19 protein-coding genes are annotated in these 24729 nt (G+C 67.7%); 5 read left to right on the forward strand and 14 right to left on the reverse strand.

Translation table 11 applies throughout. The features are described from left to right. The first annotated feature begins 52 nt into the window (after window positions 1–52). Entirely contained in the window at window positions 53–1984 is a 1932-nt protein-coding gene (locus ABD231_RS10830) for a TIGR03960 family B12-binding radical SAM protein (RefSeq protein WP_344149051.1), read from the forward strand. Here the strand turns inward: ABD231_RS10830 and ABD231_RS10835 are convergent. The 7 genes from ABD231_RS10835 to ABD231_RS10865 form a co-directional block, all read right to left on the reverse strand. After that, on the reverse strand, window positions 1981–2997 hold the full coding sequence (locus ABD231_RS10835) for a hypothetical protein (protein ID WP_344149054.1): 1017 nt from the start codon (window positions 2995–2997) through the stop codon (window positions 1981–1983). The genes ABD231_RS10830 and ABD231_RS10835 overlap by 4 nt on opposite strands. Further along, window positions 2994–5477, reverse strand: coding sequence for an Hsp70 family protein (locus ABD231_RS10840; protein WP_344149057.1), 2484 nt, complete (start codon window positions 5475–5477; stop codon window positions 2994–2996). Before ABD231_RS10840 ends, ABD231_RS10835 begins: the two co-directional genes overlap by 4 nt. Beyond that, window positions 5470–5979 (reverse strand): hypothetical protein, encoded by a 510-nt coding sequence (locus ABD231_RS10845; protein ID WP_344149059.1) that lies wholly within the window; start codon window positions 5977–5979, stop codon window positions 5470–5472. The genes ABD231_RS10840 and ABD231_RS10845 overlap by 8 nt, the downstream gene beginning before the upstream one ends. Further along, entirely contained in the window at window positions 5976–7001 is a 1026-nt protein-coding gene (locus ABD231_RS10850; RefSeq protein WP_344149062.1) for a serine/threonine-protein kinase, read from the reverse strand. Before ABD231_RS10850 ends, ABD231_RS10845 begins: the two co-directional genes overlap by 4 nt. After that, on the reverse strand, window positions 6998–8158 hold the full coding sequence (locus ABD231_RS10855) for a hypothetical protein (RefSeq protein WP_344149065.1): 1161 nt from the start codon (window positions 8156–8158) through the stop codon (window positions 6998–7000). Before ABD231_RS10855 ends, ABD231_RS10850 begins: the two co-directional genes overlap by 4 nt. Before the next feature lie 89 nt (window positions 8159–8247). Then, window positions 8248–8619: a hypothetical protein gene (locus tag ABD231_RS10860; protein ID WP_344149068.1), complete on the reverse strand. Its 372-nt coding sequence runs from the start codon at window positions 8617–8619 to the stop codon at window positions 8248–8250. A 46-nt stretch (window positions 8620–8665) separates the two neighbouring features. Next, window positions 8666–11740: an alpha-N-acetylglucosaminidase gene (locus ABD231_RS10865; RefSeq protein ID WP_344149071.1), complete on the reverse strand. Its 3075-nt coding sequence runs from the start codon at window positions 11738–11740 to the stop codon at window positions 8666–8668. 98 nt (window positions 11741–11838) lie between these two features. On the opposite strand from ABD231_RS10865, the gene ABD231_RS10870 reads away from it, so the two are divergent. Continuing rightward, on the forward strand, window positions 11839–12381 hold the full coding sequence (locus tag ABD231_RS10870) for a hypothetical protein (RefSeq protein WP_344149074.1): 543 nt from the start codon (window positions 11839–11841) through the stop codon (window positions 12379–12381). On the opposite strand, the gene ABD231_RS10875 is transcribed toward ABD231_RS10870, so the two are convergent. From ABD231_RS10875 to ABD231_RS10885, 3 genes are all read right to left on the reverse strand, one after another. Continuing rightward, window positions 12378–13631, reverse strand: a complete 1254-nt coding sequence (locus ABD231_RS10875; RefSeq protein WP_344149077.1) for a M28 family metallopeptidase — start codon at window positions 13629–13631, stop codon at window positions 12378–12380. The genes ABD231_RS10870 and ABD231_RS10875 overlap by 4 nt on opposite strands. A 2-nt stretch (window positions 13632–13633) precedes the next feature. After that, on the reverse strand, window positions 13634–13795 hold the full coding sequence (locus ABD231_RS10880; protein ID WP_344149080.1) for a hypothetical protein: 162 nt from the start codon (window positions 13793–13795) through the stop codon (window positions 13634–13636). A 110-nt stretch (window positions 13796–13905) separates the two neighbouring features. Beyond that, window positions 13906–15894, reverse strand: coding sequence for a DUF8189 domain-containing protein (locus tag ABD231_RS10885; protein ID WP_344149082.1), 1989 nt, complete (start codon window positions 15892–15894; stop codon window positions 13906–13908). On the opposite strand from ABD231_RS10885, the gene ABD231_RS10890 reads away from it, so the two are divergent. Beyond that, window positions 15884–16129, forward strand: a complete 246-nt coding sequence (locus ABD231_RS10890; protein ID WP_344149085.1) for a hypothetical protein — start codon at window positions 15884–15886, stop codon at window positions 16127–16129. The two genes, ABD231_RS10885 and ABD231_RS10890, sit on opposite strands and share 11 nt — an antisense overlap. Before the next feature lie 285 nt (window positions 16130–16414). Here ABD231_RS10890 and ABD231_RS10895 read toward each other — a convergent pair whose 3' ends face one another. Next, a complete protein-coding gene (locus tag ABD231_RS10895) occupies window positions 16415–17392 on the reverse strand; it encodes a GNAT family N-acetyltransferase (protein ID WP_344149088.1) in 978 nt (325 codons plus the stop codon). Continuing rightward, window positions 17392–18306, reverse strand: a complete 915-nt coding sequence (locus ABD231_RS10900; protein WP_344149091.1) for an aminoglycoside phosphotransferase family protein — start codon at window positions 18304–18306, stop codon at window positions 17392–17394. Before ABD231_RS10900 ends, ABD231_RS10895 begins: the two co-directional genes overlap by 1 nt. A gap of 72 nt (window positions 18307–18378) precedes the next feature. Here ABD231_RS10900 and ABD231_RS10905 point away from each other — a divergent pair, with 72 nt between their 5' ends. Next, window positions 18379–19266 (forward strand): NADP-dependent oxidoreductase, encoded by an 888-nt coding sequence (locus ABD231_RS10905; RefSeq protein WP_344149093.1) that lies wholly within the window; start codon window positions 18379–18381, stop codon window positions 19264–19266. A 1287-nt stretch (window positions 19267–20553) separates the two neighbouring features. Here ABD231_RS10905 and ABD231_RS10910 read toward each other — a convergent pair. Continuing rightward, window positions 20554–21432 carry a prephenate dehydratase gene (locus tag ABD231_RS10910; RefSeq protein WP_344149095.1) on the reverse strand — a complete coding sequence of 293 codons (879 nt, stop codon included), beginning with the start codon at window positions 21430–21432 and terminating at the stop codon, window positions 20554–20556. 38 nt (window positions 21433–21470) lie between these two features. Continuing rightward, complete coding sequence (locus tag ABD231_RS10915) at window positions 21471–22274, reverse strand: lysophospholipid acyltransferase family protein (RefSeq protein ID WP_344149097.1); 804 nt, start codon at window positions 22272–22274, stop codon at window positions 21471–21473. Window positions 22275–22423: 149 nt separating this feature from the next. Here ABD231_RS10915 and ABD231_RS10920 point away from each other — a divergent pair, with 149 nt between their 5' ends. Next, window positions 22424–24688, forward strand: coding sequence for a M64 family metallopeptidase (locus tag ABD231_RS10920; protein WP_344149098.1), 2265 nt, complete (start codon window positions 22424–22426; stop codon window positions 24686–24688). Window positions 24689–24729 lie beyond the last annotated feature (41 nt).

Consider the following 24729-nt stretch of genomic DNA (forward strand, 5'->3'; position numbering starts at 1 on the left):
GCGGTCCCGGGGCTAATCTGGTAGGTGCTTCGTCCTCGACCGGAAGTGCCTGATGACTGTCGAATCGCTGTTCCCGCGCCTGGAGGCGCTGCTGCCGAGCGTGCAGAAGCCGATCCAGTACGTCGGAGGTGAGCTCAACTCGGTCAGTAAGGACTGGGACGCGGCGAGTGTGCGCTGGGCGCTGATGTACCCGGACGCGTACGAGGTCGGACTGCCGAACCAGGGCGTTCAGATCCTGTACGAAGTGCTGAACGAGCGTGAGCACCTGCTCGCCGAGCGGACGTACTCGGTCTGGCCGGACATGGAAGCGGTGATGCGGGAGCACCAGATCCCGCAGTTCACGCTGGACAGCCACCGGCCGGTGCGGGCGTTCGACGTCTTCGGGCTGTCGTTCTCGACCGAGCTCGGGTACACGAACATGCTGACCGCGCTCGACCTGGCCGGGATCCCGCTGTACGCCGTGGACCGGACCGACGCGGACCCGATCGTGCTCGCGGGTGGGCACGCGGCGTTCAACCCGGAGCCGATCGCGGACTTCATCGACGCGGCGGTGCTCGGGGACGGCGAGGAGATCGTGCTGGCCATCTCCGAGGTGATCCGGGAGTGGAAGGACGAGGGCAGCCCGGGCGGCCGCGACGAGGTGCTGCTGCGGCTGGCGAAGTCCGGTGGCGTCTACATCCCGAAGTTCTTCAGCGTCGACTACCTGCCTGACGGGCGGATCCAGCGCGTCGTACCGAACCGGACCGGCGTACCGTTCCGGACCGCGAAGCACACGGTGATGGACCTGGATGCGTGGCCGTATCCGAAGAAGCCGCTGGTGCCGCTGGCCGAGACCGTGCATGAGCGGTTCTCGGTGGAGATCTTCCGCGGCTGCACGCGCGGCTGCCGGTTCTGCCAGGCCGGGATGATCACCCGGCCGGTGCGTGAGCGCAGCATCACGACGATCGGCGACATGGTCGAGAACGGTCTGAAGAAGACCGGTTTCGAGGAGGTCGGGCTGCTCAGCCTGTCCTCGGCCGACCACAGCGAGATCGCCGAGGTGGCGAAGGGACTGGGCGACCGGTACGAGGGCGGCAACGTGTCATTGTCGTTGCCCTCGACAAGGGTCGACGCCTTCAACATCACGCTGGCCAACGAGTTCTCGCGGAACGGCCGGCGCAGCGGTCTGACGTTCGCCCCCGAGGGCGGGTCGGACCGGATGCGCAAGGTGATCAACAAGATGGTCTCCGAGGAGGACCTGATCCGCACGGTCGCGGCGGCGTACAGCCACGGCTGGCGGCAGGTGAAGCTGTACTTCATGTGCGGTCTGCCGACCGAGACCGACGAGGACGTCCTGGCGATCGCCGACCTGGCCAAGCGGGTGATCGCGACGGGTCGCGAGGTGTCCGGTCGCAACGATGTGCGGTGCACGGTGTCGATCGGTGGTTTCGTGCCGAAGCCGCATACGCCGTTCCAGTGGGCCTCGCAGCTCGGGGTCGAGGAGACCGACGCGCGGCTGGCGAAGCTGAACGCGGCGATTCGTTCCGACAAGAAGTACGCGAAGGCGATCGGATTCCGGTACCACGACGGCAAGCCCGGGATTATCGAAGGCCTGCTGTCTCGCGGCGACCGCCGCGTCGGCCGGATCATCGAGGCCGTGTGGCGCGACGGCGGGCGCTTCGATGGGTGGAGCGAGCACTTCTCGTACGAGCGCTGGATCTCCAGCGCGGAGAAGGCACTGGCCGACGAGCCGGTCGATTTGGCTTGGTACACGACGCGAGAGCGCGAGTACGCCGAAGTCCTGCCGTGGGATCACCTGGATTCGGGGCTGGACCGCGACTGGCTGTGGGAGGACTGGCAGGACGCGCTCGAAGAGGACGGCGCGATCGAGGTCGAGGACTGCCGCTGGACCCCGTGCTTCGACTGCGGCGTCTGCCCGCAGATGAACACCGAGATCCAGATCGGCCCCACCGGCAAGAAGCTCCTCCCACTCTCCGTCGTCTAGGCGGTCAGCAGCAGGCTCACCGTGCGGTTGCGCGCCTGGCCGGGGAACAACGGATGCGCTTGATCCCCGGAGGCGAGTGCGAGACGGGTCAGCGGCAATCGGCCCGCTCGGGCGAGTAGTTGCGCGGCCACGCGCGCCCGGGCGAGCGCCGTACTGGAGCCGCCGGTTGCTTCACCACCCGGTACGGCGACCGATTGCCCGACGACCGTGATCCCGGGGACGCGGTGGAGCTTCGGGGCCAGCCGGGTCAGCAACTCGACACCGCCGTCGGCGAACGTGGTCCCGGACGTGAACAGACCGCGGTCGAACACCACCCGCACGGCACCGGGTTCCCGCCGTACTGTCACCCCGGGCATTGCCACCGAGGCGGCGATCGCATCCAGCCGGGCCGCAGCAGCCTTCTCGGCAGCAATCCGCCGATCCAGCTCATCCAGTTGTTCGGTGGGCGTCACCGTGACAGTCCGCGGTGCCACCGACGGCTCCACCCGAGGTTCCGCCACCACAGGCTCAGGCCGGCTAACCGCCAACGCGGTTCCGGTGGTGATTCCGCCAATCACGAGGATCGCGACGGCGGCCGCCGCGACGGGGCGTACGACGGGGCGCTGCCGAACCCGCCCAGCCAGCACCTTCTGCGCCAGCGCGCGCCCGTCAAGCACCTGCTGCGCGAGAGGATGCCCGGCCAGCGCCTGATGCGCCGAGGCACGCCCGTCGGGCAGTTGCTCCAGGGCATGCCCGGCCGAGGCCCCCACCTCCACCCCGGTCCCGGGATGAAGGTGGGGTGATTGGTGTCCCGCAGTGGCGGAGGGGCTCAGCTCGGCCGCGGTCTCGGCTGGGTCCAGCGTGGCCCAGGTGGTGTTGGCTTCTTGCCAGCGGCCGAGTTGGGCTAGTACGCGGGCGCGTAGGTCGACGGCTTCGGCGGACTGGAGGTTGGTCAGCAGTTGGAGGGCTTGGGGGAGGTTGCCTTGGCGGGCGGTGTGGGCTGCGGTGGCTACTGCTAGCTGTTCGGGGTTCATGAGCGGACCAGGCCTACGACTGTGTTCTGCTCGGATTGGGGGAGGAGGCGGACCAGTTGCTGGCAGATGACCATCAGGCCGGCTTCGTCGCCTCGGGCTGCTGCGGAGCGGCCGGCGGCGATCAGGCGGCGGGCTTCGGCGGCGGGGCGCATGGATGAGGTGTCCAGGGCTAGTTGGTTGAACAGGCGGATGACGAAGCCGGGTTGGCGGCGTTCGAGACCGATCAGGAATGAGACGACCTGTTCGGTTTCGCGTTCGATCGATCGGATGTCCTTTCGATCGATCGCGTCCTGGGCTCGGGTGCGGAGGTCGGCCAGTTCGGCGCGGTCGGTGGGGCGGCCGACTCGCTCGACGAGTTCTTCGGCTTCGGCGAGGACTTCGCGGAGTTCGCGTTCCTTGGCTGGGCGTTGGGCGGCCTCGTCGATGTCGTCCAGTTGCGCCTGCACCTCGCGCAACCGCTCCTCGGCGGTCACGGCCGCGCCGGCATCCGCGGAGGCCGCGCGCACCTGTTCGCGGGCGGTCGCGAGCGTGCCTTCCTCCTGCAGTCGCGCCAACCGCTGCTCGACCTCCGGACTCGTCGCGGCCGTCCGTTGCGCTTCGGCGATCCGCCGTTCCACCTCGGCCAATTCGTCAGCCAGTACGTCGGCATCCGGCGTCAGCACGTCGTCGAGATCGATCTCCGCCTCGAACTGAGCCTGGATCAGCGGTACGTCGGCCACCACCGTCACCAGGTTCGATTCGTCGACCTCGAAGGTGACCTCGACCTCGGTCCCGGCGGGCAGGTCGATCCGGATGTCGACCGGCCGGATCTGCAGCATCCCGACCTGCCGATTCCGATCGGCCCGCGCCCGTTCGCCTTGCACCACAGGAATCCGAACCATCGCTGAAGGATCCGACCGATTGAACGCATGGGACGTTCGGAAGATCTCTCGCACCCGCGTCGGCACCGCCGTTCCCTTCCGGACCAGCGGCGAGAACTTATGGTCCGCGAGAGCGATCCCGAGCGAATGTGTCAACCGCGCACCGCCGAACTCCACCTCCCGATGTGTGATCCCGAACGAACCACCGGCCAACGGCAGTGGCGCCCCGTTTCCGTCGTACAGCTCGGTGGTGAACCGCGACGTCCGGTGTTCGTCGAGCTCGACCTCGGTGGCGAACGCGCCGACGCGGTTCACCGTGACCCGCCCGGTCCGGAACGGCGGCCGGCCCTCGGGGTTCGCGATCACCACGCTGTGTCCCGACCAGTCGACCTCACCCGACGGCCCGCTCAGCCGCCCGGCCACGGTCGGCCGAGTCGTCGTCGACGAAGGCTCGTAGGCGAGCTCCACGCCGTACTCACCGACTGCCCGCACCACCGACTCCGACGCCGGCCGCCGCATCGTCCCCGCGAAGATCGCCGCACCCCGAGCCACCACAGTCGTCGGGTCGATTCGCGTATCCAGCTCGATCTGCAGTCCGTGAGCCGGATCGCTCAACAGCTCGCGGAGCCCCGGCGCCAACGTCGCCCCGCCAACCATCAACAACCGGTCGATCTTCGAGGCACCCAGCCCGCTTTCGACCAACGCCTCCCGGCACAGGTTGACCGCTCGCGCCCAATACGGCATCGCGACCGCATCCAACGCATCCTTCGTCAGCGTGAACTCGAACGTCTCCTCCGAACCATCGACCACCAGCTCCAGCAGCAGATCGGTCCGATCACGACCGGACAGCTGGATCTTCGCCTGCTCGGCCGCCTGCTTGAGCCGACCGAAGTTCCCACGCCAGATCGGGTTGTCCCGACGGAAGTCCTTCAGCCCGAGATCACGCGCGGCGGCCGGCGCTAGCAATCGTTCAACGACTGCCCAATCGATCAGCTTTCCGCCCAAATACGGATCACCCGCGTGATTGAGCACGCGCAGATCGCCGTCGCGCTTGCTCACCACGGCCGCGTCGAACGTGCCACCGCCGAAGTCGAACACCATCCAGTACGCGCGTTCGTCCGCATCGTCGAAGCCGTAGGCGAACGCGGCCGCGGTCGGTTCCTGCAGCAACGGCACCGATCCCGTGAACCCGGCCAGTCGCGCGGCTTCCAGCGTCGCCTTGTTCTGGTTCAGCGCGAACGCAGCCGGAACCGTGATCACCACCGAGTCCGGCGCAGCACCGGCGTACCGGGCGGCGTCGGCGCGCAGCGTCTTCAGCACCTCGGCCGACAGTTGCGGCGCGCTCAGCGTCACCCCGGCCTTCCCGAACGTCCGGCTCGCGTCCGCCAGCCCCATCTCGAGTTTGAACTCGATCGCGACGTTCTCGGGATCCGTCTCGGCCCGGTGCCGCGCCCGGCGGCCGACCCAGACCGTGTCCGCCTTCGGCAGCCAGACCGCGGACGGCGTGATGTCGGACTGGTCGTCGTTGTTCTTCAGGATCCGTACGTCGTCGTCACCGGCGACCGCCAGCGCGCTGTTCGTGGTCCCCAGGTCGATCCCGAAATCGATCGTGTCACGCATAGCCTTCGCCCACCTTGGTCGATTGATCAGCGGTTGGTCGAGCGACGATCACTTCGCCGCGCTGGATCTGCTGGTCGTGGTAGTAGACCGACGGCCGCACGGTCTCGACGATCGTCTCCTCGGTCACACCCGGATCGTCTTGGTACACGAGGACATCGAGCGCCCGGCCCGCGTTGAACGCCGTACCGTCGTGTTCCTGTACGACGAGCCCGGCCGCGGCCAGCGCCTCCGCGCAGGTGCGTAGGTAGCGGCCGGTCTGCCGGTTCTCGGCCGAGCGCCCGGCCTGGGTCAGCTTCCGCTGCGCCCGCCAGAGACTCGTCGCCGCCTCGGCCAGAGACCTGGTGTCATCGTCCGGAGCCTCCGAAGGTGATCGATCGACCGAAGATGATCGATCGAGCAAGGTGATCAACTCGGACAGCTCCCGGCACTGCTCCTCGCTGAACATCGGTTCCGCGATCCGGATCTCGCGATGCTGCAACCACTGCCGGAACCAGGCCCTCACCAGATCACTCCTCTTCGCCACCGCGCTACGTCCAGCCAGTACTGCAGGCGCAGCTCCGGCGACAGCACGAACGCCTCTTCCATCAACTCCACCGCTCGCTCCAACGACCCGGCTCCCGCCGCTTCCACTGCACCCGAGGCCAGCTCCCGCGCGCGTTCGGACGGTGACTTCGTCGTACGACGCCATGCCGTCAACTGCTCGGTCAGCTCAACCGCGGACGCCGTCCGATCGCGGGGGACCGGTGCGAGCGCCGCGAGCAGGATGCGATCCAGCTCCGCGTCGATCCGCGGATCGAACTCACTCGGCGGATGCAGGGGCCGCGTGTACCGGGTCTGCGACCAGGTGGTGAGATCGGTGCCGTCGTCGTACGGGAGCAGGCCGGTCAGCAGCAGGTAGCCGATCACACCGATCGACCACACATCGGACGCGGTCGAGTAGCCGAAGTCGCGCAGTACTTCCGGCGCCATGAACACATACGTGCCCTGCGCACTGGCCAGCAGCGTGACCGGGTTCGCGCTCCGCGCCAGGCCGAAATCGGAGATCCGGATCCGCAACCGCTCGTCGTCGTACCCGTACATGACATTGGCGAGCGTCAGGTCGCGATGCAGGATCGGCGGCGTGCGGTCGTGCGCCGCGGCCAAGCCGGCCGCGAGCTGCTCGATCACCTGTACGGCGAGCTCGATCGGAAGCGACGGGCGGTACGCATCGGCCAGCTGCTGCAGTGTGCCGCCTGAGACGTACTCCATGGTGAAGTACCCGCGCTCACCCTCGCAGGTCAGGACGACGCCGGCATCGAAGAGCCGAACGATGTTGGGATGCCCGAGTGTCGACAGCAGCCGCGCCTCTTCCAGCAGCTCATCGGTTCCTTCGAGTGAAGTCACCTCGCGGAACACCTTCATCGCCTGCAGCCCGAGGTGCTCGTGGCGCACCCGGTACACCTCGCCGAACGCACCCGCCCCGAGCCGCCGGTCCACCACCAGCGCTTCCCCCACCCGATCGCCGGGCGCCAGCAACGCCGTCACGAGAAGGCCTTGATCAGGAGGAAGATTCCGAGGGCGACTAGGACGAGGATGCCGATGGCGCAACCACACCCTTCGGCATCCCATTGCTGCGGCGCATTCTGCCGATGGGCGGCGTTCTGCGCGCGGAAGCTGCCTTGGCTCTTGAGCTGCTGAGCCGCTGCGCGGTTGGCGGCGATCTTGCTGCGCGTCTCGTCGCTGCCCGCGTACCCCTCGGCTTCGTCGAACAGGAACGTGATGCGCGGGTCGTGCACCCAGCCGTCGTTCGCGATGCCGACGGCGCCGTTGTGGTAGACCAGCGCGATGTCATCGCGCAGTGTCAGCGTCCGCTGGTGCTCTTCGGACGGCAGGAACACCTGCAACCGTCGGAACATCGGCAGCACGCTCCGGCCCAGCTCGTTGATCACCGGGTCCACCTCATGCGGACCCTGCTGCAGTCTGCGCAGCAGTGCGACGGTGGCGTCCTCGGCTCGCTCGTACTGCGTTCGCATCGCTTCGAGAAGCCGGCGCTGCCGTGAATCGCCGCCGACCGGCCAGCGCTCGAGGATCTTCGCCACTTGAGCGGGGTAATCGCTGGTCGTTGCCAGGTCGAGCAGGGGACCGGTCAGAGTCGCAGGCAGCTCGCCACGGATCTGGTCGATCGCACCGGCCGCCAGTTGCCAGTCGTCGAGGGTGAGGACGCGATCGCGCAGATGCTGCCAGAACTGTGGGTGCGCCATCGCCTCGGTCCACCGCACCCCGGCGGCATTCCACCAGTTCAAGAGACCGATCCGGTGGTCGGGCGACGGATCGGGCGGCTGGATGAGCAGCTCGATGGCATACGCGTGCGCGTAGACCGCCTCGTCGTGCGCTTGGTGCACCGGGACATCGCAACCACAGTCGCCGTTCGGCCGGCCCCACTCGCCGAACACCTCGTCGACGAGTCGCCGCCGCGGATCACCGAGCAGTCGGTCGAACGCGAGCCGCAGTTCGTCCGGATCAGTCGATCCGCTGGTCTCCAGGTCGGCCCCGGCCTCCAGTACGGCGGTCACATGCTGCTGGCGACGTCGCGTCGTACGGCGGTCCACTCCGGTCGACAGACCGGTGATGTGGAAGGCGTTGCGCTGGTAAAGATCGCGGTTGGCGATCTCGCGCAGCGCGGTCACAACGGCATCGGTCACTCGAGAATCGTCGCGACCGGCGACCGTCCGTGGTGGTGGTTGACCTCAAGCTGACACGGGGCCCGCGGGACAACGGGCCCCGGCCAACGTCAGCTGCAGCCCTGGTTCACGTCCGGGGTCGTCTCGGTCTGGTCCTGCCAGAAGGCGACGGCCTTCCAGTAGCCGCAGTCGGTGCCCGGCCCGAACCAGGCGCCACCACCGGAGTACGCCATCGTCTCGTCGAACTTGGTGAACGGCCCGCTCGCGCTGTCCGCCCGGTGCAGTTCGACCCTGACCTCGGTGACGCTGGTCGAACATCCGTCCAGCGAGACGCCGACGTACAGCATGTTGGCGCTCGAGTAGACGCCCTTCCCGATGTGCAGGTCGCAGGCCTGCGTGCCGGCGGTGCTCGCCTGTGCCGGCGCCGCGATCCCCGCGACAGCCGCCGCCGTCGCGGCGGCCATGACCAGAAGCTTCTTCATCCCCAGTCCCTCCGGTTATCAATTAACAGGAACTCAGCAGATTAGGTCATTTGGTAACAGAGGTCGAGCCCTTCGACGCCGTCGGAATGATCTGCAGGTTGTCGAAGACCGCTGTACCGGTCTTGCCGTTGCCGCCGTTCGCGGCCGTCATGAAGAAGCCGACGTCCTGGGTGGGCTTCGTGCCGGGTGCGGCGACGACACCGACGTGGGTCCAGTTCACGCCGTCGGACGAGCAGTCGCCGGTGAACCCGGCCGGCCCGCGGTGCAGCCGGATCCACGCCGGCGCAGCGATCCCAGGCGCCGTACGGACGGTGTCGAAGCGGCCGTCGCCGTTCTCATCAGAGCTGAGCACACAGCCGTTGGCCGGTGTGACCGCCAGGTTGACGACGCCGAAGTTGTCCGGGCCGATCGCGTTGCGCACCAGCAGTCCGGCGCGAGCCCACGGCCCGGTGTCGTCCTGCCGGACCACCTTGGCCGACACGAGGTTCTCGTGCCGCAGTGCCGCTTGCCGGTAGACCATCCCGAACTCCTCGGTCTGCAGCCAGAGGTCGGATCCACCTCCGGTGATCGCGACCTGGCTCCCGCGCTGCGCGAAGGTCGAGTAGTTCGATGAGAACGTCCGGTACGACGCGTCGGGTGCCGCCCCGGTGACGAGACTGGCCCCACCGGTCACTGTCCCGGTCTTGCTGCCATAGGTGACGGAAGCGGTCACACCGACGAGCCCAGTCAGCGCTGCGGGGTCAGGTGCTGTCACCCGCCAGCGTGCGGTGAAGGTCTCGTCCGGCGCCAGTTCGTCGACCGACACTGCAGTCAGCGGTTCGGCATGCACACCAGCCGGTGTCTGGACGGAGAGCTCAACACCGGCGCTGGCGGCGAAGCCGTTCGTGTTGCGCAGTACGGCGGTAAGTGTGCTGGAGCCGTTAGGAGCAACGGTGACCGGATCGGCAGTGACGTCGAGCCTGGCCAGCCCAGAGTTCTCAGCGAGGAGCGAGTACAGCTCGGAGGCAACCGTATAGGTGTCGCCGACCGGACTGGTCGGGAGAACGTTGCGCTGACGGGACCACTGCTCCCCGTTGGCGTACCAGTCGATCGGCTGCGCCAGCTTGCCCTGCTGCAGCGCAGTCTCCAGACCGGTCAGGAACAGACGCCAGCGGGGAAGGTAGAAGTCACCAATCAGACCACCCAGCAGCCGCCGCGTGTAGTTGCCCAGGTGCGCCTCAGTCGGGCGTTCGCCCCACGTGGTCATCAGAGTGCGCGTGTCGTACTCCAGTACGGCGGCCTCCGCGTCGTTGGCGGCCATAGCGCGGGCATCGGCGACTAGCGTGCCGAACAGCGTGTCCTGATGAGTCGCGAGTAGCTTCTCGAGCCGACCCAGCAGATCGAGCCACTGAGCGTTCAGCCGACGCAGACTCGCCAGGTCCTTGGCGCGGTACGCCGCCGCGATCTGTGGCAGCAGGTCACGACTGTGGTTGTCCAGGACCTGCCGACCGACATCAACCAGGTCGTACCGGTACGCACTGCTCGCCCGAGCTGCCGGTGCGACCTGCAGCAGGTCAGCGAACGCCTGGTCGAAGGTCGCGACCGGGTAGTTCAGGGGATCGGTGCGGATCTCGAGCTGGGGACGGTGGGCCAGGTACCCAGTGCCTTCCTTGGCCGTCCAGAAGCTCGGTGTGCTGTACGCGGTCTCGCCCAGCCGCTTCCAGGCCGCCTGGGCATGCACGTCGTCAACGCCATACCGCGCACGTGCGTACGAGGCGAACCACTCGTCCAGATCGACCGGACCGTCCTGCCAGGGCAACTCCATGAAGAACTCGACCGCGACAGGGTTGTTCTCGATCGCCTCCGGCATCAGCGCGATCCCGTTCAACCGACTGCCACCCTTCGTCCGCCACTCGTGGAACTTCGTGTTCCAGGTACCGAGCGCCGCGCTCATGTTGGTGTGCCCGCCGAAGTTCCAGATCGTTCCGAACGCGTACGGCGCCCCCTGGAAGTCGGCCTCGCGGTTCGTGATCTCGTCGCCCTCGCTCATGCCGTCCAGCACCAGCATCTTGCCGCGGTCGACCGCGGACAGGGTCTCGGGCAGCGGGTTCCCGATCCAGCCCAGGATCGCCCACTGCGCGTCCGGGTGGGCCTCGTTCAGAGCGACTTGAACCGCGCGGGATGCCGCACCGACCGGAACCGGACCGGCCGTTCCACCCTCGTGCAACAGGTCCATCTTGTAGAGGCCCGTTTCGCCGAAGAGCTCATCCTGTACGTCGTAGAAGGTCGACGCGACCTCCCTGAACACGGAAGTCGTCGGGTCGAGCCAGTCCGGCCGCTCGAGCCCGTCGACCCACGTTCCTTGCGGCACCGTCCGGACACCGCCGTTGCGGGCGGAGAAGTCGGGCGGGACTGTTCCGAAGTACCCAGGGAAGACCGGCGTGATGCCGAGCGAACGCATCCGGTCGGCGATCTGGCGACCCAACGCGACCCGGCGGTCGAGCAGTTCGGGCGAGACGGGGGAGTTGAAGCAGCACATGTTCTGCATCAGCCACCACGGCTGATGCGCCGGCTGCGGAATCCAGCCCCGGATTTCGAGATCGGAGTACCCGAAGCGCTGGAACGTCTCGCGGTACACAGCGTCCTGACCGACGTACAGCAAGGCTTCGTTGACGCCGTTGAGAGCCAGTACGTCGAGGTGCCGCTCCCACTCCTGCCAGGACTGGTACGGACCGGTGTAGCCCTCGTTGGTGTCGTTGAGAGCGAAGCGGTGCTCGACTGTCGACGTCCGCTCGATGGGAGCCGTGGGCAACGGAAGTGTCGCGGGAAGCTGACTGCCCATGATCGAGACGTCGGCGTGGGCGACCTCTTTGAGGTACCGGTTGAAGCCGGTGAGCAGGGCAGGCGAGCTGTTCGCGCTGACCTCGATGCGCCCATCCGCGGCGTCCACGTGGAACCACTCGGCGTCCTCATCCGGCTGCAGGCGCAGCGAGACCTGATCGGCGCGCGCCTTGCCGACGACCCGTTCGAGCAACGCCCGTACGGCGGGTGGTCCGTCGTCCGCCGCCTGTGCCGGCTGGGTGGTGAGGGCGGTGGTCAGCAGAGCGGCCACCACGAGCAGGGCGGCGAACGGGCGTCTCATGCGGTTGATTGTCAGCGCCGGTGTGACTCGTGGGTATCGTTTCGATCAGGCTTGTAGCGAAGCAGTACGGATAGACCAACGGCAGCTTACGGTTGGGTATGCGCAGAGAGACGTCGGTCCCGTTCGAGACCCGCGGTCACCGCGGGCTGATCTCGGTGCGTGTCATTCCGAACGACGACCCCTGGGCCTCCGGTCACCAGCTCGTCGTCCCCGACCTGAACGCCGAGGCCTATCGCGGCTTCCCCATCTGTACGGCGGCGCTGCGCTACCACGGGCAAGGCGTCCAGGCGATCATGGGCTGGATCCAGGTGGTCACCAACGGTGGTTCCGCCAGGGTCGACCTGGTTCCGAACCTGTCGAATGTCGACCCCTTCTCCAGCTACGGCTATCTGCCGACGTTCTTCGATGCCCCGGCCTACCCCGACGATCCGGATGGGACTTGGCGGGCCGACACCTTCCTGGTCGTCGTACCGGATGTCATCCGCTCGCGCGTGGTGGAGCCGATCGCGGCGTTCTCCTGGGGCTACGAGCTCTATTCAGGCCGGCCCGAACTGCTCGACGTCGGCGCCTTGCCGGCGAAGGGCTGGGCGGGGCATCGCGAGCTGCTGGAGGCCGGTCATCCGGCCTGGACCTTCGTCTAGCTGACGAAGATGTCGATGCGGTTCGGCCCCCAGGCAACGATCGAGCCGGCCGGGCGCGGACGGATCGTGACGGGCTCCAGCCAGCCGGACAGAGCGGCCGTGTTCATCCGGAGGATCTCCGCGGCGAGCGGCCAGTTGAGGAAGTTGAGGGTGTCGTTCGCGGAGTGGATGTGACTGTTCGCGCTGTCGCTGCCTTCGATGGTGAGGACCGCGGGGATCCCGGCGTTGATGAACGGCACGTGATCGCTCGCGAACGGGTTCAGCGAGGTCTCCACAGTGAGACCCGTGTACGTCGCGGCAGCGGTCGCGAGGTCGTCGACCAGGCTCGACGAGAGCTGGTGGCCTTCCAGCAGGACAGTCGGGTTGGCGCTGTTCTTGCTGGCGATCATGTCCAGATTGAGCACCGCGCGGATCCGGGCCCGCTCGGCCGGCGGCAGCGCGGCGACGTACTGCTTGCTGCCGTAAAGCCCTTCCTCCTCACCGCCGAAGAGGATCAACCGGATGTCGTGCTGCCAGTTCCGGGTCGCGAGCACGCGGCCGAGTTCGAGTACGCCGGCCGAACCGCTCGCGTTGTCGTCCGCACCAGGCGCGGGCGCGCTCGCGCCGCCGGCCAGGTTGATCGAGTCGAGGTGAGCGGTCACCAGTACGACGCCGCCGCCGGAGCCGGCGCGATCGCCGATCAGGTTCTGCGACGGCTTCGTGCCGACGGTGATCGGCTGCCGCCGCGTTTGGTAGCCGAGGGCAACCATCCGCTGCTCGGCATAGTCCACTGCCGCGACGAACGACGTACTGTGCGAGTGCCGCGTCGGCAAGCTCGCAAACCACGTCACATCAGCCTGGTACGCCGAGGGCGTCAGCTCCGCGAGTAGTCCCGCAACCGTCGGATCGACCCGCGCCTCACCGGGACCTGCGACTGCGACGACGGAACCAGGCTGCAGCGTCTCGACCCGCCAGCAGTGGTTCGATCGCCGCCGTGGTTTGTCCGCCGCCGAGATCACCAGATGCCGGCCACGATCGAGCACCGGCTTCACGTCGGGGAACGCGTCCTGAAAACTCCGTCCCACCTGGGTCACCAGCAGGAGTCCAGGCGCCGTCCGTGAACCCCGGCCGACGTGTTCACCCCACACGACACTCCGCTCGCCGAACCGCGCCACCTGCACGTCATGCCGCAGTACGCCGCCATGCTTCGGCCCCTGCTCGTCCGTTGGCGCCAGGTCGGCGGTGGGGATGACGCGGTATCGAACGGGCATGACTATTCCTCCCAGCGGATTTCCAGACGATCAGGTGTTGCGGTGATGATGCGGCCGTTGGTGACGCGGCCGTCGGCGGTCCAGCGGCCGGCTGGACGTTCCTCCGGGGCGTCGCCGCGGCCGATGGCGACCTCGAGCAGGGTGCCGTCCGGGCGGAACTGCACCCCCCGCCGGCCGCGGGCCGGCGGGAAGGCGTAGTCGTCGCGCCGGTAGACGGTGACTCCGTCGTGGTCCTCCTCGAAGGAGTGCGTCCACCGGCCGGGCAGATGCGTGGTCAGCTCAGCACCACCTGTCCGAGTGCGGGCTCCTTCGGCATCGTCGACGGGATGGTGACCTTGAAGTCCGAGATCGTGCCGCCGAGTGCTTCGTAGCCGTCGATCGACGGTCCCCAGGCGGTTCCGTTCCACCACTTGTGGTAGAGCTGTTTGTCCGTGCCGGTGACGAACACGTCCAGCCGGTTCGGACCCCACGAGACCACGCGCGGCTCGTCGGTGCAGATGCCGCCCTGGTACTCCCAGCCGGACCACGTCGACCCGTCCCACCACTGGTGGTACAGCGCCGAATCCGTGCCGAGCACGAACACGTCGAGCCGGTTCGCATCCCACGAGACGACGGTCGGCGCCGTCGTACAGATGCCGCCGAGCGATTCCCAACCGGACCACGCCGTACCGTCGAAGTACTTGTGGTACAAGGCGGAATCGGTCCCGATGACGAACAGGTCGAGCCGGTTCGGGCCCCAGGCAACAGCCCGTGGTGGCGAAGCGCAGACGCCACCAAGGGACTCCCAACCCGACCACGCCGTGCCGTCCCACCACTGGTGGTACGTCGCGTTGTCGGTACCGAGCACGAACACGTCCAACCGGTTGGGGCCCCAGGCAACTACTTCGGGCGGGCTCATACAGATCCCACCGAGGTATTCGTAGCCGTCGACCGACGGTCCCCAGGCGGTCCCGTCCCACCACTTGTGGTAGAGCGCGCGGTCGGTCCCGAGTACGAACGCGTCCAGTCGGTTCGGTCCCCAGGTAGCCAGTCGCGGTGGGCTCATGCAGACCCCGCCGAGATACTCCCAGCCGGACCAGCCGGCACCGGCGTACCACTGGTGATAGAGCGCGTGATCCGTCCCGAGCACGAACGCATCGAGCCGGTTCGGCGCCCACGACGCCACCTCGGGCGCGCTCATACAGATGCCACCCAGCGATTCGTAGCCGGTGACGGACGGTCCCCACGCGGCCCCGTCCCACCACTTGTGGTACATCGCCGAGTCGGTCCCGAGCACGAACGTGTCGAGCCGGTCCGAGCCCCACGACACCACCGAGCCGGCCGGTTCCGGCATCCCTGATCCCGGGCCGGGCACGGGCACCGGCAGCGTCGTCCGGACCGTGTCCAGACAAGCCTCCATCCGCGCGGCCTGGTCGTGGGTGAACATCACCATGCCGCGGTCGTCGGTGTAGTCCATGTAGTTGACGAACAGGTCGCCGTTCGGCCCGTTGCTGCAGGACAGCTTCGGGAACGTCGGTACGCCGAAGTTCGGCCCACCGGCGTTCGGGGTGTCGGCGCATTCGTCGGTGCCGCTGCACCCGGTGCCGTCATCGCCCCAGATGTGGAACAGGTTGAGGTAGTGGCCGATCTCGTGGGTCGTCGTCCGGCCGAGGTCGAACGGCGCGGCCGCCGTACCGTTGGTGCCGAACCCGGAGTGCAGGATCACCACACCGTCGGTGTTCGCCGGCCCACCTGGGAACTGTGCGTATCCGAGCAGCCCGCCACCGAGCTGGCCGACCCAGATGTTCAGGTAGCGGTCGGTCGGCCACGGGTCGATGCCGCCGGTCGCTGTCGCCTTGATCCGATCGTCCGTCGAGAACGACGAGCTGGTCGTCGGGGTCCGGGTGATTCCGTTGGTCGGGTTGCCGGCCGGGTCCTCGGTCGCCAGGAAGAACTCGATCCGCGAGTCCGCGACCAGCGGCGTGAACGGCGCCGGCACGAACCCGATATCGCCGTTGGTGGCCCGGAAGTCGTGGTTCAGGACGTCGATCTGGCTCTCGATCTGGGCCTGCGAGATGTTCTGCGCGGCCGTCTTGTACACCACGTGCACGACACACGGGATCCGCACGACACCGCTGAACCGTTGCTGGCGGGCCACGTACTGCGTTGTCGCGTTCTCCAGTGCCGACCGCGCGGCGGCGTACTCGGGGGAGGTGGTCAGCAACCGCCGGTGCACATCCATCACACCGCACTGCCGCCGTGCCGGATACTCCGTGCTGCTCATACCAGCGCCGTCCGACGTACCACCGCCACTCATCTTCGGGCTCCCGCCCGCCCCGCTACTCATCGCGTCACCACCAGGTGCCGCGTTCATTCCCGCAGCGCCGCCGGTCGCGCTGCTCATCCCCGTGCCCGGCGTGCCGTTCGCCGACGCTCTCCCGTTGGCCTTCCTCGGCATGTCCTTCCCCCTAACGCAGGGGCACGTGAAGCAGGCCGGCCTGCGCCGAACCGTTGAGTAAACACCCCCAGCACACCCCACAGCCGAGAACGGATCGTCCCGCCCTCTCCCGCCGAACAGTCGGCCCCCAAGTCACTGCTCTGCTTTCACCATCCTCCGATCACGTCGCGCACACAACCCCTTACGACACTAGTGTCCTGAGTCAGAAGTTCGACGGCACTGGAGGCGCCCAGGCACGCACCTCGCTGCGTTGGAGAAGCATCCACGATGAACACCGCATCGAGGACGCTTCTCCGCCTTGCGATGCACGCACCTGGACACCTCCAGCACTCGCCGACCTCCTGACTCAGGACACTAGGAATTCCCAGTTCGTCCGTTGCGCGACCGGACGAAAGCCGAGCTTGTTGTTGACGGCGATCATCGGTGTGTTCTCCGGTGCGTTCCAGGTGTGCAGTACGGCGGGTCGCGCGACACCTTCTTGCAATGCGCGAAGGTTCGGCGCCTTCACCGCAAGCCCAAGTCCGTTACCACGATGGGATCGCCGGACATACGTGTCGTACTGACTCAACCGGTTCGGCGTCTCCGGCGTACCGCCCATCTGCGTGTACGCCGCGAGTTCGCCGCTCTCGCTGTGTACGGCGGCCGTGGCATACGTGAACCGTCCTTGAGCAATGCGCCGGGCTTCCGCATCGCGAATCAGCTCGGGCGTCCAGTGCACGATTTCCGTCGTCCGCTCACCGGCCGGAACATCCTCACTCATTCCGGTTTGTAAATCAGCGAATTGTTTGACCCATTCGTCCGGCGTGTGCTCCCGCCATTGCACAATCTCGTACCCGGCAACGGGTTTCTCCGCAATGACGATCGGAAGTTCGAGCACTTGATGCAATTCCGCATGCTTGCGAACAAAGCCGTTCGCCCGGGCGAACGCCGTACCGGCGCTCTCACCTGTCACCGGATCACCGGTCAGGTCCGACCCGCTCAGCACCCGGCGACCGGCTGCGCGCGCTCGCTGTACGGCGACCTCCAGCAACCGCGATCCGACGCCACGCCGCCGGTGCTCGGCCGCGACCGCGATCTCCACGTCGACCGTGTCCGTGGTTCCCACCAACCACCAGTCGAACCAAGCGACCCCGGCCCACTTGCCGTCGACCACCGCACCGATTCCGTCGGCCCGCACGTCGGCATGGTCCCTCGCCATCAGCACTCGCGCTTCCTCGAGCCCCATCCCCACGGGGAACTCCAGCTCCTGCCGGACGCCGTACTTCACCTCGTAGAACCGCCGGAACGTCTCGACATCCCGGCCGTCGACCGCGACGATCTCCATCAGTTGTCCGCCTTGAAGTCGTTGAGGAGCCCATTGATGTAGGGGTGCTCGCCGGGGGTGGGGTCAGGGCGGCGGGTGCGGTAGTACGGGATGGCGATCATCGACAGCGAGAGGGCCCAACCGCGGGCGCGCGTCCAGGTGGTCTGGTCCACCTCCAGCGCTTCGCGGAACGCTCGGCGGGAGTCGCCTTCGAACAGCCACCAGGCCGGCATCACGTCGGCTGCCGGGTCGGCCGCGCGCGCCGTACCCCAGTCGATCACCGCCGAGAGCTTGCCGTTGGCAACCAGAATGTTGCCCTCCATGAGATCGCCATGCACCCAGACCGGCGGGCCTGCGTACGTGTCCGCGGCCAGCGAGGCATCCCAGGCGGCGAGAACCAACTCGGTGTCGAACTCGTCCCGCAACTGGTCGAGCGCTTCGCGGAACATCGCGTCGCGGGGCTTCAACGGCGTACCTCGACTGAAGGGGTCATCGCTGGGTGGGACCGGTGCACCGGTGGTGTCGATCCTTTGCAGTGCGCGAATGAAGGCGGCGAGGTCTTGCGCGGTCGTGATCGGGTCGGCGAGCCGGTCCAGGTCGAGGGGTTCGCCTTCGAGCCAGCGATAGACACCCCACGTGAAGGGATAACCGGCACCCGGTACGCCGATCGCCAGCGGCTCGGGAACCGCGAGCGGAAGGTGCGGTGCCAGCCGCGGGAGCCAGCTCACGTCCTTCTCCGCCTGCCCCTGCATCCGCTCGGTCCGGGGGAGTCGAGCCACCAGGTCGGTGCCGACCCGGAAAGCCACATGATCCGTGCCTGACGAGGTGACCACCTCAACCGGAGCCCCGGCCCACTGCGGAAACTGCTCGGCGAGGAGCCGCTCCACCAGCGGCTCGTCGATCTCGACTTCGTCATCGTGCAGCTTCGCGACCATAGTCCCGGAGCCTCACATCGGGCCTGCCACCGGTCAATCGACTTTCCTCGGTCGAGGTCTAGGTTGGGTCGCATGCGAGCCATCACTGTCCAGGACCGCGATGCCGTCGAGCTGACCTTGACCGACGTCCCGTACCCCCACTCAGCCGAGAACGACGTCATCGTCGAGGTCCAGGCCGCAGGCTTCACCCGCGGCGAACTCACCTGGCCCGGCACCTGGACAGACCGCGCCGGCCGCGACCGAACGCCGAGTATCCCTGGGCACGAGGTGTCCGGGGTGGTCGCCGAGCTCGGCTACGGAACGACGGGCCTGACCGTCGGTCAGCGGGTCTTCGGCCTGACGGACTGGACCCGCGACGGTTCGCTCGCGGAGTTTGTAGCCGTCGAAGCCCGCAACCTCGCGCCCCTGCCCGCCGACATCGACCACATAACCGCCGCCGCCCTCCCCATCTCCGGCCTGACCGCCTGGCAAGCCCTCTTCGACCACGCCCACCTGGAAGCCGGCCAAACCGTCCTGATCCACGGCGTCGGCGGAGCCGTCGGCTCCGTCGCCGCCCAGCTGGCCCACGAGGCAGGCGCGTATGTAATCGGCACCGGCCGCACAAACCCCCAGTCCGCTGCCGTCGACCAGTTCGTCACGCTGGAAGGCGACAACCTGGAACAGGTCGGCCAGGTCGACGTCGTGCTCGACGTCCTCGGCGGCGAGATCCGCGACCGCTCCACTGCCCTGGTCCGCCCCGGCGGCACCCTGGTCACCATCCCCGACCCGCCCACGATCCAGCCGCAGGGCGCCCGCGCCGTCTTCTTCGTCGTCGAGCCGAACCGCGCCCAGCTGACACAACTAGCCGACCGCCTCCGCCACGGCATCGTGAAACCCCTGGTAACGAAGGTCCGCCCCCTGACCGAGTCCGCAGAAGCCTTCACCGACCGAGGCCGAACCATCATCCACCTGAAACCCTGACCCGGACCTCCACCACCGGACCCCCACCACCCGCCAACCCACTGATCACCGGATCCCCCCACGCCTGAGCCCACCCCACGAACCTCACTTACACGGTGACCCAGGTCCGCCCGACCCCCATGCCAGTTAAGGCTCGCCTCTGCGGTGTCGGGGGCTGCGTTGATCGGTAACTTTGGGGCGCTATTCGCGAAAAAAGTACCGGCCAACGCATCACCGCCCTGCACGCATGACGAGGCGGCGCGGTTTTGGTGAGGCGCGGTTTGGTGAGGCGCGGCGCAATTTGGCGCGGCGCGGGTTGGCGAGGCCCGGGGTGGTGGTGAGGTGCGGGGTGGTTTGGTGAGGCGCAATTTGGCGCGGCGCGGGTGGTTGATGAGGCCCGGGGTGGTTGGTGAGGTGCGGGGTGGTGAGGCGCGGCGCAATTTGGCGCGGCGCGGGTGGTTGATGAGGCCCCGGGTGGCTTGGTGAGGTGCTAGGTGGTCCAGCCACCAGCAAGCAGTCGCGCCCGGAGGGCTTCACGGGCAGCGGCCAGTGCCTCTTCCCGCACCGCAACCACAGCCCGGCAACCCCAAGCGACGCGGAGCCGCGGTCACCGACCGCACCGTCCACCTCAGCCATCGCGGCGCCCAGCCACGCCGTCTTTTTAGTCGGCCGGACGCGGCGATCAGCCACAGCGGACGTCCCCGGCCGAGTCCTTTCGCGCCTGCACCCCGACTCGACCACCAAAGGCGGCCGACAAAGCAAGAGGGCTGGCCAAGCGGTGGCTGGGCCAGATGGCGAGGCCCGGCGACCACTGCTCCACGCCGTCTAGGGCTGACGGGCGGTGGCTGAGGTGCGTGAGGCTCGGGCTCTTGCGCTAGTCGGAGGATCTTCGGGTCCAGGCGCCGATTTCGTTCCGACCAACGCGCCAGTCACCCCCGACGACCCGAGAACGCGGGCCGGCAATCACCTTGAGACTCCACCAACCATCGACACCCCACCGAAATGGTCGAACCGTGCTCAAGGTCGCCCCGGCCAGCTCACCTTGAGCACCCCTCAACCACCGTCCGATCGTGCACGTGGTTGACCCGTGCCCAACGTCGTACCGGCTCGTGGTGAGAGCCCTCAACAACCGGCCTTGCCGGACCTCCCAACATCCGTCCGACGCGCACCGCCCGCACCCTCGTTACCCGCCCGCCCGCCTATACCCGCGCGTCGCCCACGGAAGCGGCGGCAGCCGCGTGAACGGGTGGGTGGGCGCACGGGCGGAGCACGCGACGGAGGAGCGCGCGTGTCCGCAGCGAGGGGGAACTAGTGGTGCGGCCGCAAGGCTCGGTTCGCGGCGGGTTCGGCGATCTCGGCGCGGAACGGGTGGGCCGGATAGACACCCAGCAGGCGGACCTCGACCGAGAAGAAGGCCAGTTCCTCCATCGCCAGCGCGACGTTCGGGTCTTCCGGGTGACCTTCGATGTCGGCGTAGAACTGGGTGGCGAAGAACATGCCGCCGAGCTGGTACGACTCCAGCTTGGTCATGTTCACGCTGTTGGTAGCAAACCCACCAAGAGCCTTATACAGAGCCGCCGACACGTTCCGCACCCGGTACACGAAGCTCGTCACGATCGGCCCCGAACCCACCGGCGGTACGACGGGTTCGCGCGCCAGCACGAGGAATCGGGTCGTGTTGTGGTGCTCGTCCTCGACATCCGAAGCCAACGTCTCAAGGCCGTACAACCCAGCCGCAGCACGCGGCGACAACGCGGCCACTGACGGATCAGCGAGCTCAGCCACCTCACGCGCCGCACCCGCAGTGTCATCGGCAACGACAGTCGACCACCCGTGCTCACGGATGATCTTGCGACACTGCCCGAGCGCGTGCACGTGGCTGCGGACAGTCCGGATCTGGTCGATCGTCGTACCGGGCACGGCAAGCAGCTGGAAGTGGATCGGCAGGAAGTACTCGCCGATGATGTGCAGCCCGGACTCCGGGAGCAGGTGGTGGATGTCGGCGACCCGGCCGGCGATCGAGTTGTCGATGGGGATCATCGCCAACCCGGCGCGGCCGCTGCTCACCGCCTCGAGGGCGTCCTCGAACGTCGTACAGGGCAGTTGCTCGCGGTCCGGAAACATGTCGGAGCACGCCATCGCCGAGTTGGCTCCGGGTTCACCTTGGTACGCGATCGGTCCGTCCACGGTACCCAGACTAGACCCGGGCCATCTCAAACCTCGGATCAGGTGTCCGTCTTGCGGACCTTCTTGGGGGCGCCGGTGGTTGCCCGGCCCTCGAGGGCCTTGGCCTTGGTGGCGTACATGTCGAGGTACTCCTGGCCGGACAGTTCCATGATCTTGTACATGATCTCGTCGGTGACGGCGCGCAGGATGAGCCGATCGCTCTCCATCCCTTCGTACCGCGAGAAGTCCAGCGGCTCGCCGAATTTGACCGTCGGGGAGGCGAACGAGGCCACCACCTTGCCGGGCGGCGCGACCACGTCGGTGCCGATCACCCCGCACGGGATCACCGGGACCTTCGCCTCGAGCGCGAGCCGGGCGACGCCGGTCCGGCCCTTGTACAGGCGGCCGTCGTGCGAGCGGGTGCCTTCGGGGTAGATGCCGAACAGGTCGCCGCGTTCGAGCACCTTCATGCCGGCCCGCATCGCGCCCTCGGACGCCGAACCGCCGGAGCGGTCGATCGGCACCTGGCCGGTGCCCTTGAAGAACCCGCGCTGGAAGCGGCCCTTGATGCCGGCTCCGGTGAAGTAGTCGGACTTTGCGACGAACGTCACCCGGCGCCGCAACGCCAGCGGCATGAAGATCCAGTCCGCGTACGAGAGGTGGTTGCTGGCGATGATCGCCGCACCCTCGGTCGGGACGTTCTCGATGCCTTCCACGATCGGCCGGAAGAGCCGTTTGACCGGCGGGCCGACCAGGACGTTCCGGAGCACCCAGTAGATGCCCTTGCCGTCACCGTCCGCCGCCGCGTCCACCACCGGATCCACCTTGCGGTCAGGCCGTGGCGACTGCGCCGGTTCCGTCATCGATGTCCTCTCCTCACTGTTCCCCGAACCCACATGATGCCGTACGACGGCCCGCGACGGGAGCAAGCCGCCACGCGGAAGGTCCTGACAGCTTCGGGGTCACGTTCGTAAGCTGCTCACGGCAGTGTCGCCGGGGCAGGGGAGTGGCCGTGAGGATCGGACGATTGACAGCGGTGATCGGCGTGCTGGCAGCAGCACTCGTCGGGACCGGTACGACTGCAAGTGCCGAACCAGAGGCAGGTCCGGAAGCCAAGGTGGTCCCGCTGCAGGTGACCGGGCCGGCGGCGTCCCGGTTCAACCTGATCGTGATGGGTGACGGCTACACCGCCACCGATCTGCCGAAGTTCCGTGAGCAGGTCGACAAGCACCTGAACGTGCTCTGGAGCATCGAACCGTTCAAGTCGTACCGCAACTACGTCAACGTGTACGCCGTCGAGATCGCCTCACCGCAAAGTGGCGTCGACTGCGACCCGAACCTCACCTCGCCCAAGGTGGACACCCCGCTCAACATGGGCTTCTGGGGCGGCTGCAACCCGAACAGCGTCCAGCGCCTGCTGACCGTCAGTTCGACCGCGGCGATCTCGTACGCCGACCTGGTCCCCGGCACCACGGCGAGCAACCGTCAGATTCTTGCCATCGGCAACAGCGACACGTACGGCGGAGCCGGCGGCACGTATGCGACGGCATCCGGCGGCAACGCGTTGTCCGCCCTGATCACCCCGCACGAACTCGGCCACTCGCTCGGCGGCCTCCAGGACGAATACGACTACTACGCTCGCGGCGACCGCGGAGCGCCGTACGAGGGTCCGGAGCCGTCGTCGATCCACCACTCGTTGCTGACCGAGCAGCAGATGCGGGACCAGCAGCAGAAGTGGTTCCGCTGGCTGGGGGAGCCGTCCGAGTCCGGCGGCACGATCGGGCGCTACGAGGGCGGCATGTACTCCGGTTCCGGCGTCTGGCGGCCGAGCCGGCACTCGATGATGAAGACGCTGGGCTACTACTTCGACCAGATCTCGCGGGAGCGGATGACGCAGCGGATCTCGTCTCGCGCGAACCTGTTCCAGACCAGTACCCCAACTGGTCAGGTGGCCGCGGACCAGGTCGTCTGGCTGCAGACCTTGCACCCGAGCAGTCACGAGCTCGACGTCACCTGGACCCTGGACGGCCGGACGCTGCCGACCGGCAATCGGCGGGCGATCGACCTCGCCACGCTCGACCTCGCACCCGGTCTGCACACGCTCACCGCCAAGATCGTCGACCCCACCGAGTTCGTCCGCGATCCCGCCGTACGACCGACCGCATCCCGGACCTGGACGGTCAACACCACCCTGACCGCCAAGCCCACGACCGCTCCGGTGGCCTTCACCGGATCCACCGCCACGGATCACCCGGTGAACGCGGAAGAGGTCGTGTACGCCGAGACCACGCAGTCGGACACCGATCAGCCCGCGATCGCCTGGAAGCTGGACGGCCAACCGGCCGACAACCCTGGCAACGACCGTGACTTCGACCTCGGCGCGCTCGGTCTGACGGGCCGCCATACCCTCACTGCGACCGCAGGCTCCGAGACCCTGACCTGGGAGGTCGACGGGGTCGAACCGAAGGTCACCTCGACGATGTCCAAGCCGCTTGTCACGGTCCAGAAGCTGACCGGGCCGGAGTACATCTACAACGACGCGTTCACGATGAAGCTGGCTGCGACAGACGACAGCACGGGCTACGTCGTACCGGAGTTCCGCGTCGACGGCGACGGCTGGTTCAACTACTTCGGCTGGCCGACCGACGCGTCCGCGCCGTTCAAGTTCACCGCCGAGGGGACCGCGATCGACCAACTCGTCTACGGCAAACTCGGCGTACCGCGGGTGGTCCCGTGGGACGACGTACCGCCGGGCTACGGGCGGCACAAGGTCGAGTACCGGGCCATCGATGCCACCGGCAACATCGGTACGGCGAGCCGGTTCGCGGTCACGCTGTTGCGCCCGGCCCCGACCTGTACGACGACGATCACCGGGACCCACAACGGCCCACTGGCCTTGCGATCCGGGGTCACCTGCTTGACCGGGGCAACCGTCAACGGCCCGATCCAGATCGCCGCCGACGCCTCGCTGGTTGCCACCGATGCCCGAATCTCCGGCCCGGTCAACGCCTCCAAGGCAGCTGACGTCCACCTGCTCCGTACGTCGGTGCGCGGACCAGTCTCGTTGTCCGGAACCACCCGCAGCGCGGCGTTCGTCGGCAGCACGATCAGCGGTCCGGTCTCGGTCGGCATCGCCACCACCGGCGAACCGGTCGCCCTGGCCGGCAACACGATCAACGGCCCGCTGTCCTGCGCCGGCAACACCGTCGCCCCGACCAACCTGGAAGCGCCGAACCAGGTGTCCGGGCCCCGATCCGGCCAGTGCGCCGGCCTCTGAGCCACCCAGACATCAACCTGAGTTTTCGCGACATGTCGGTG

Source organism: Kribbella yunnanensis (assembly GCF_039529655.1).
Classification (GTDB): domain Bacteria; phylum Actinomycetota; class Actinomycetes; order Propionibacteriales; family Kribbellaceae; genus Kribbella; species Kribbella yunnanensis.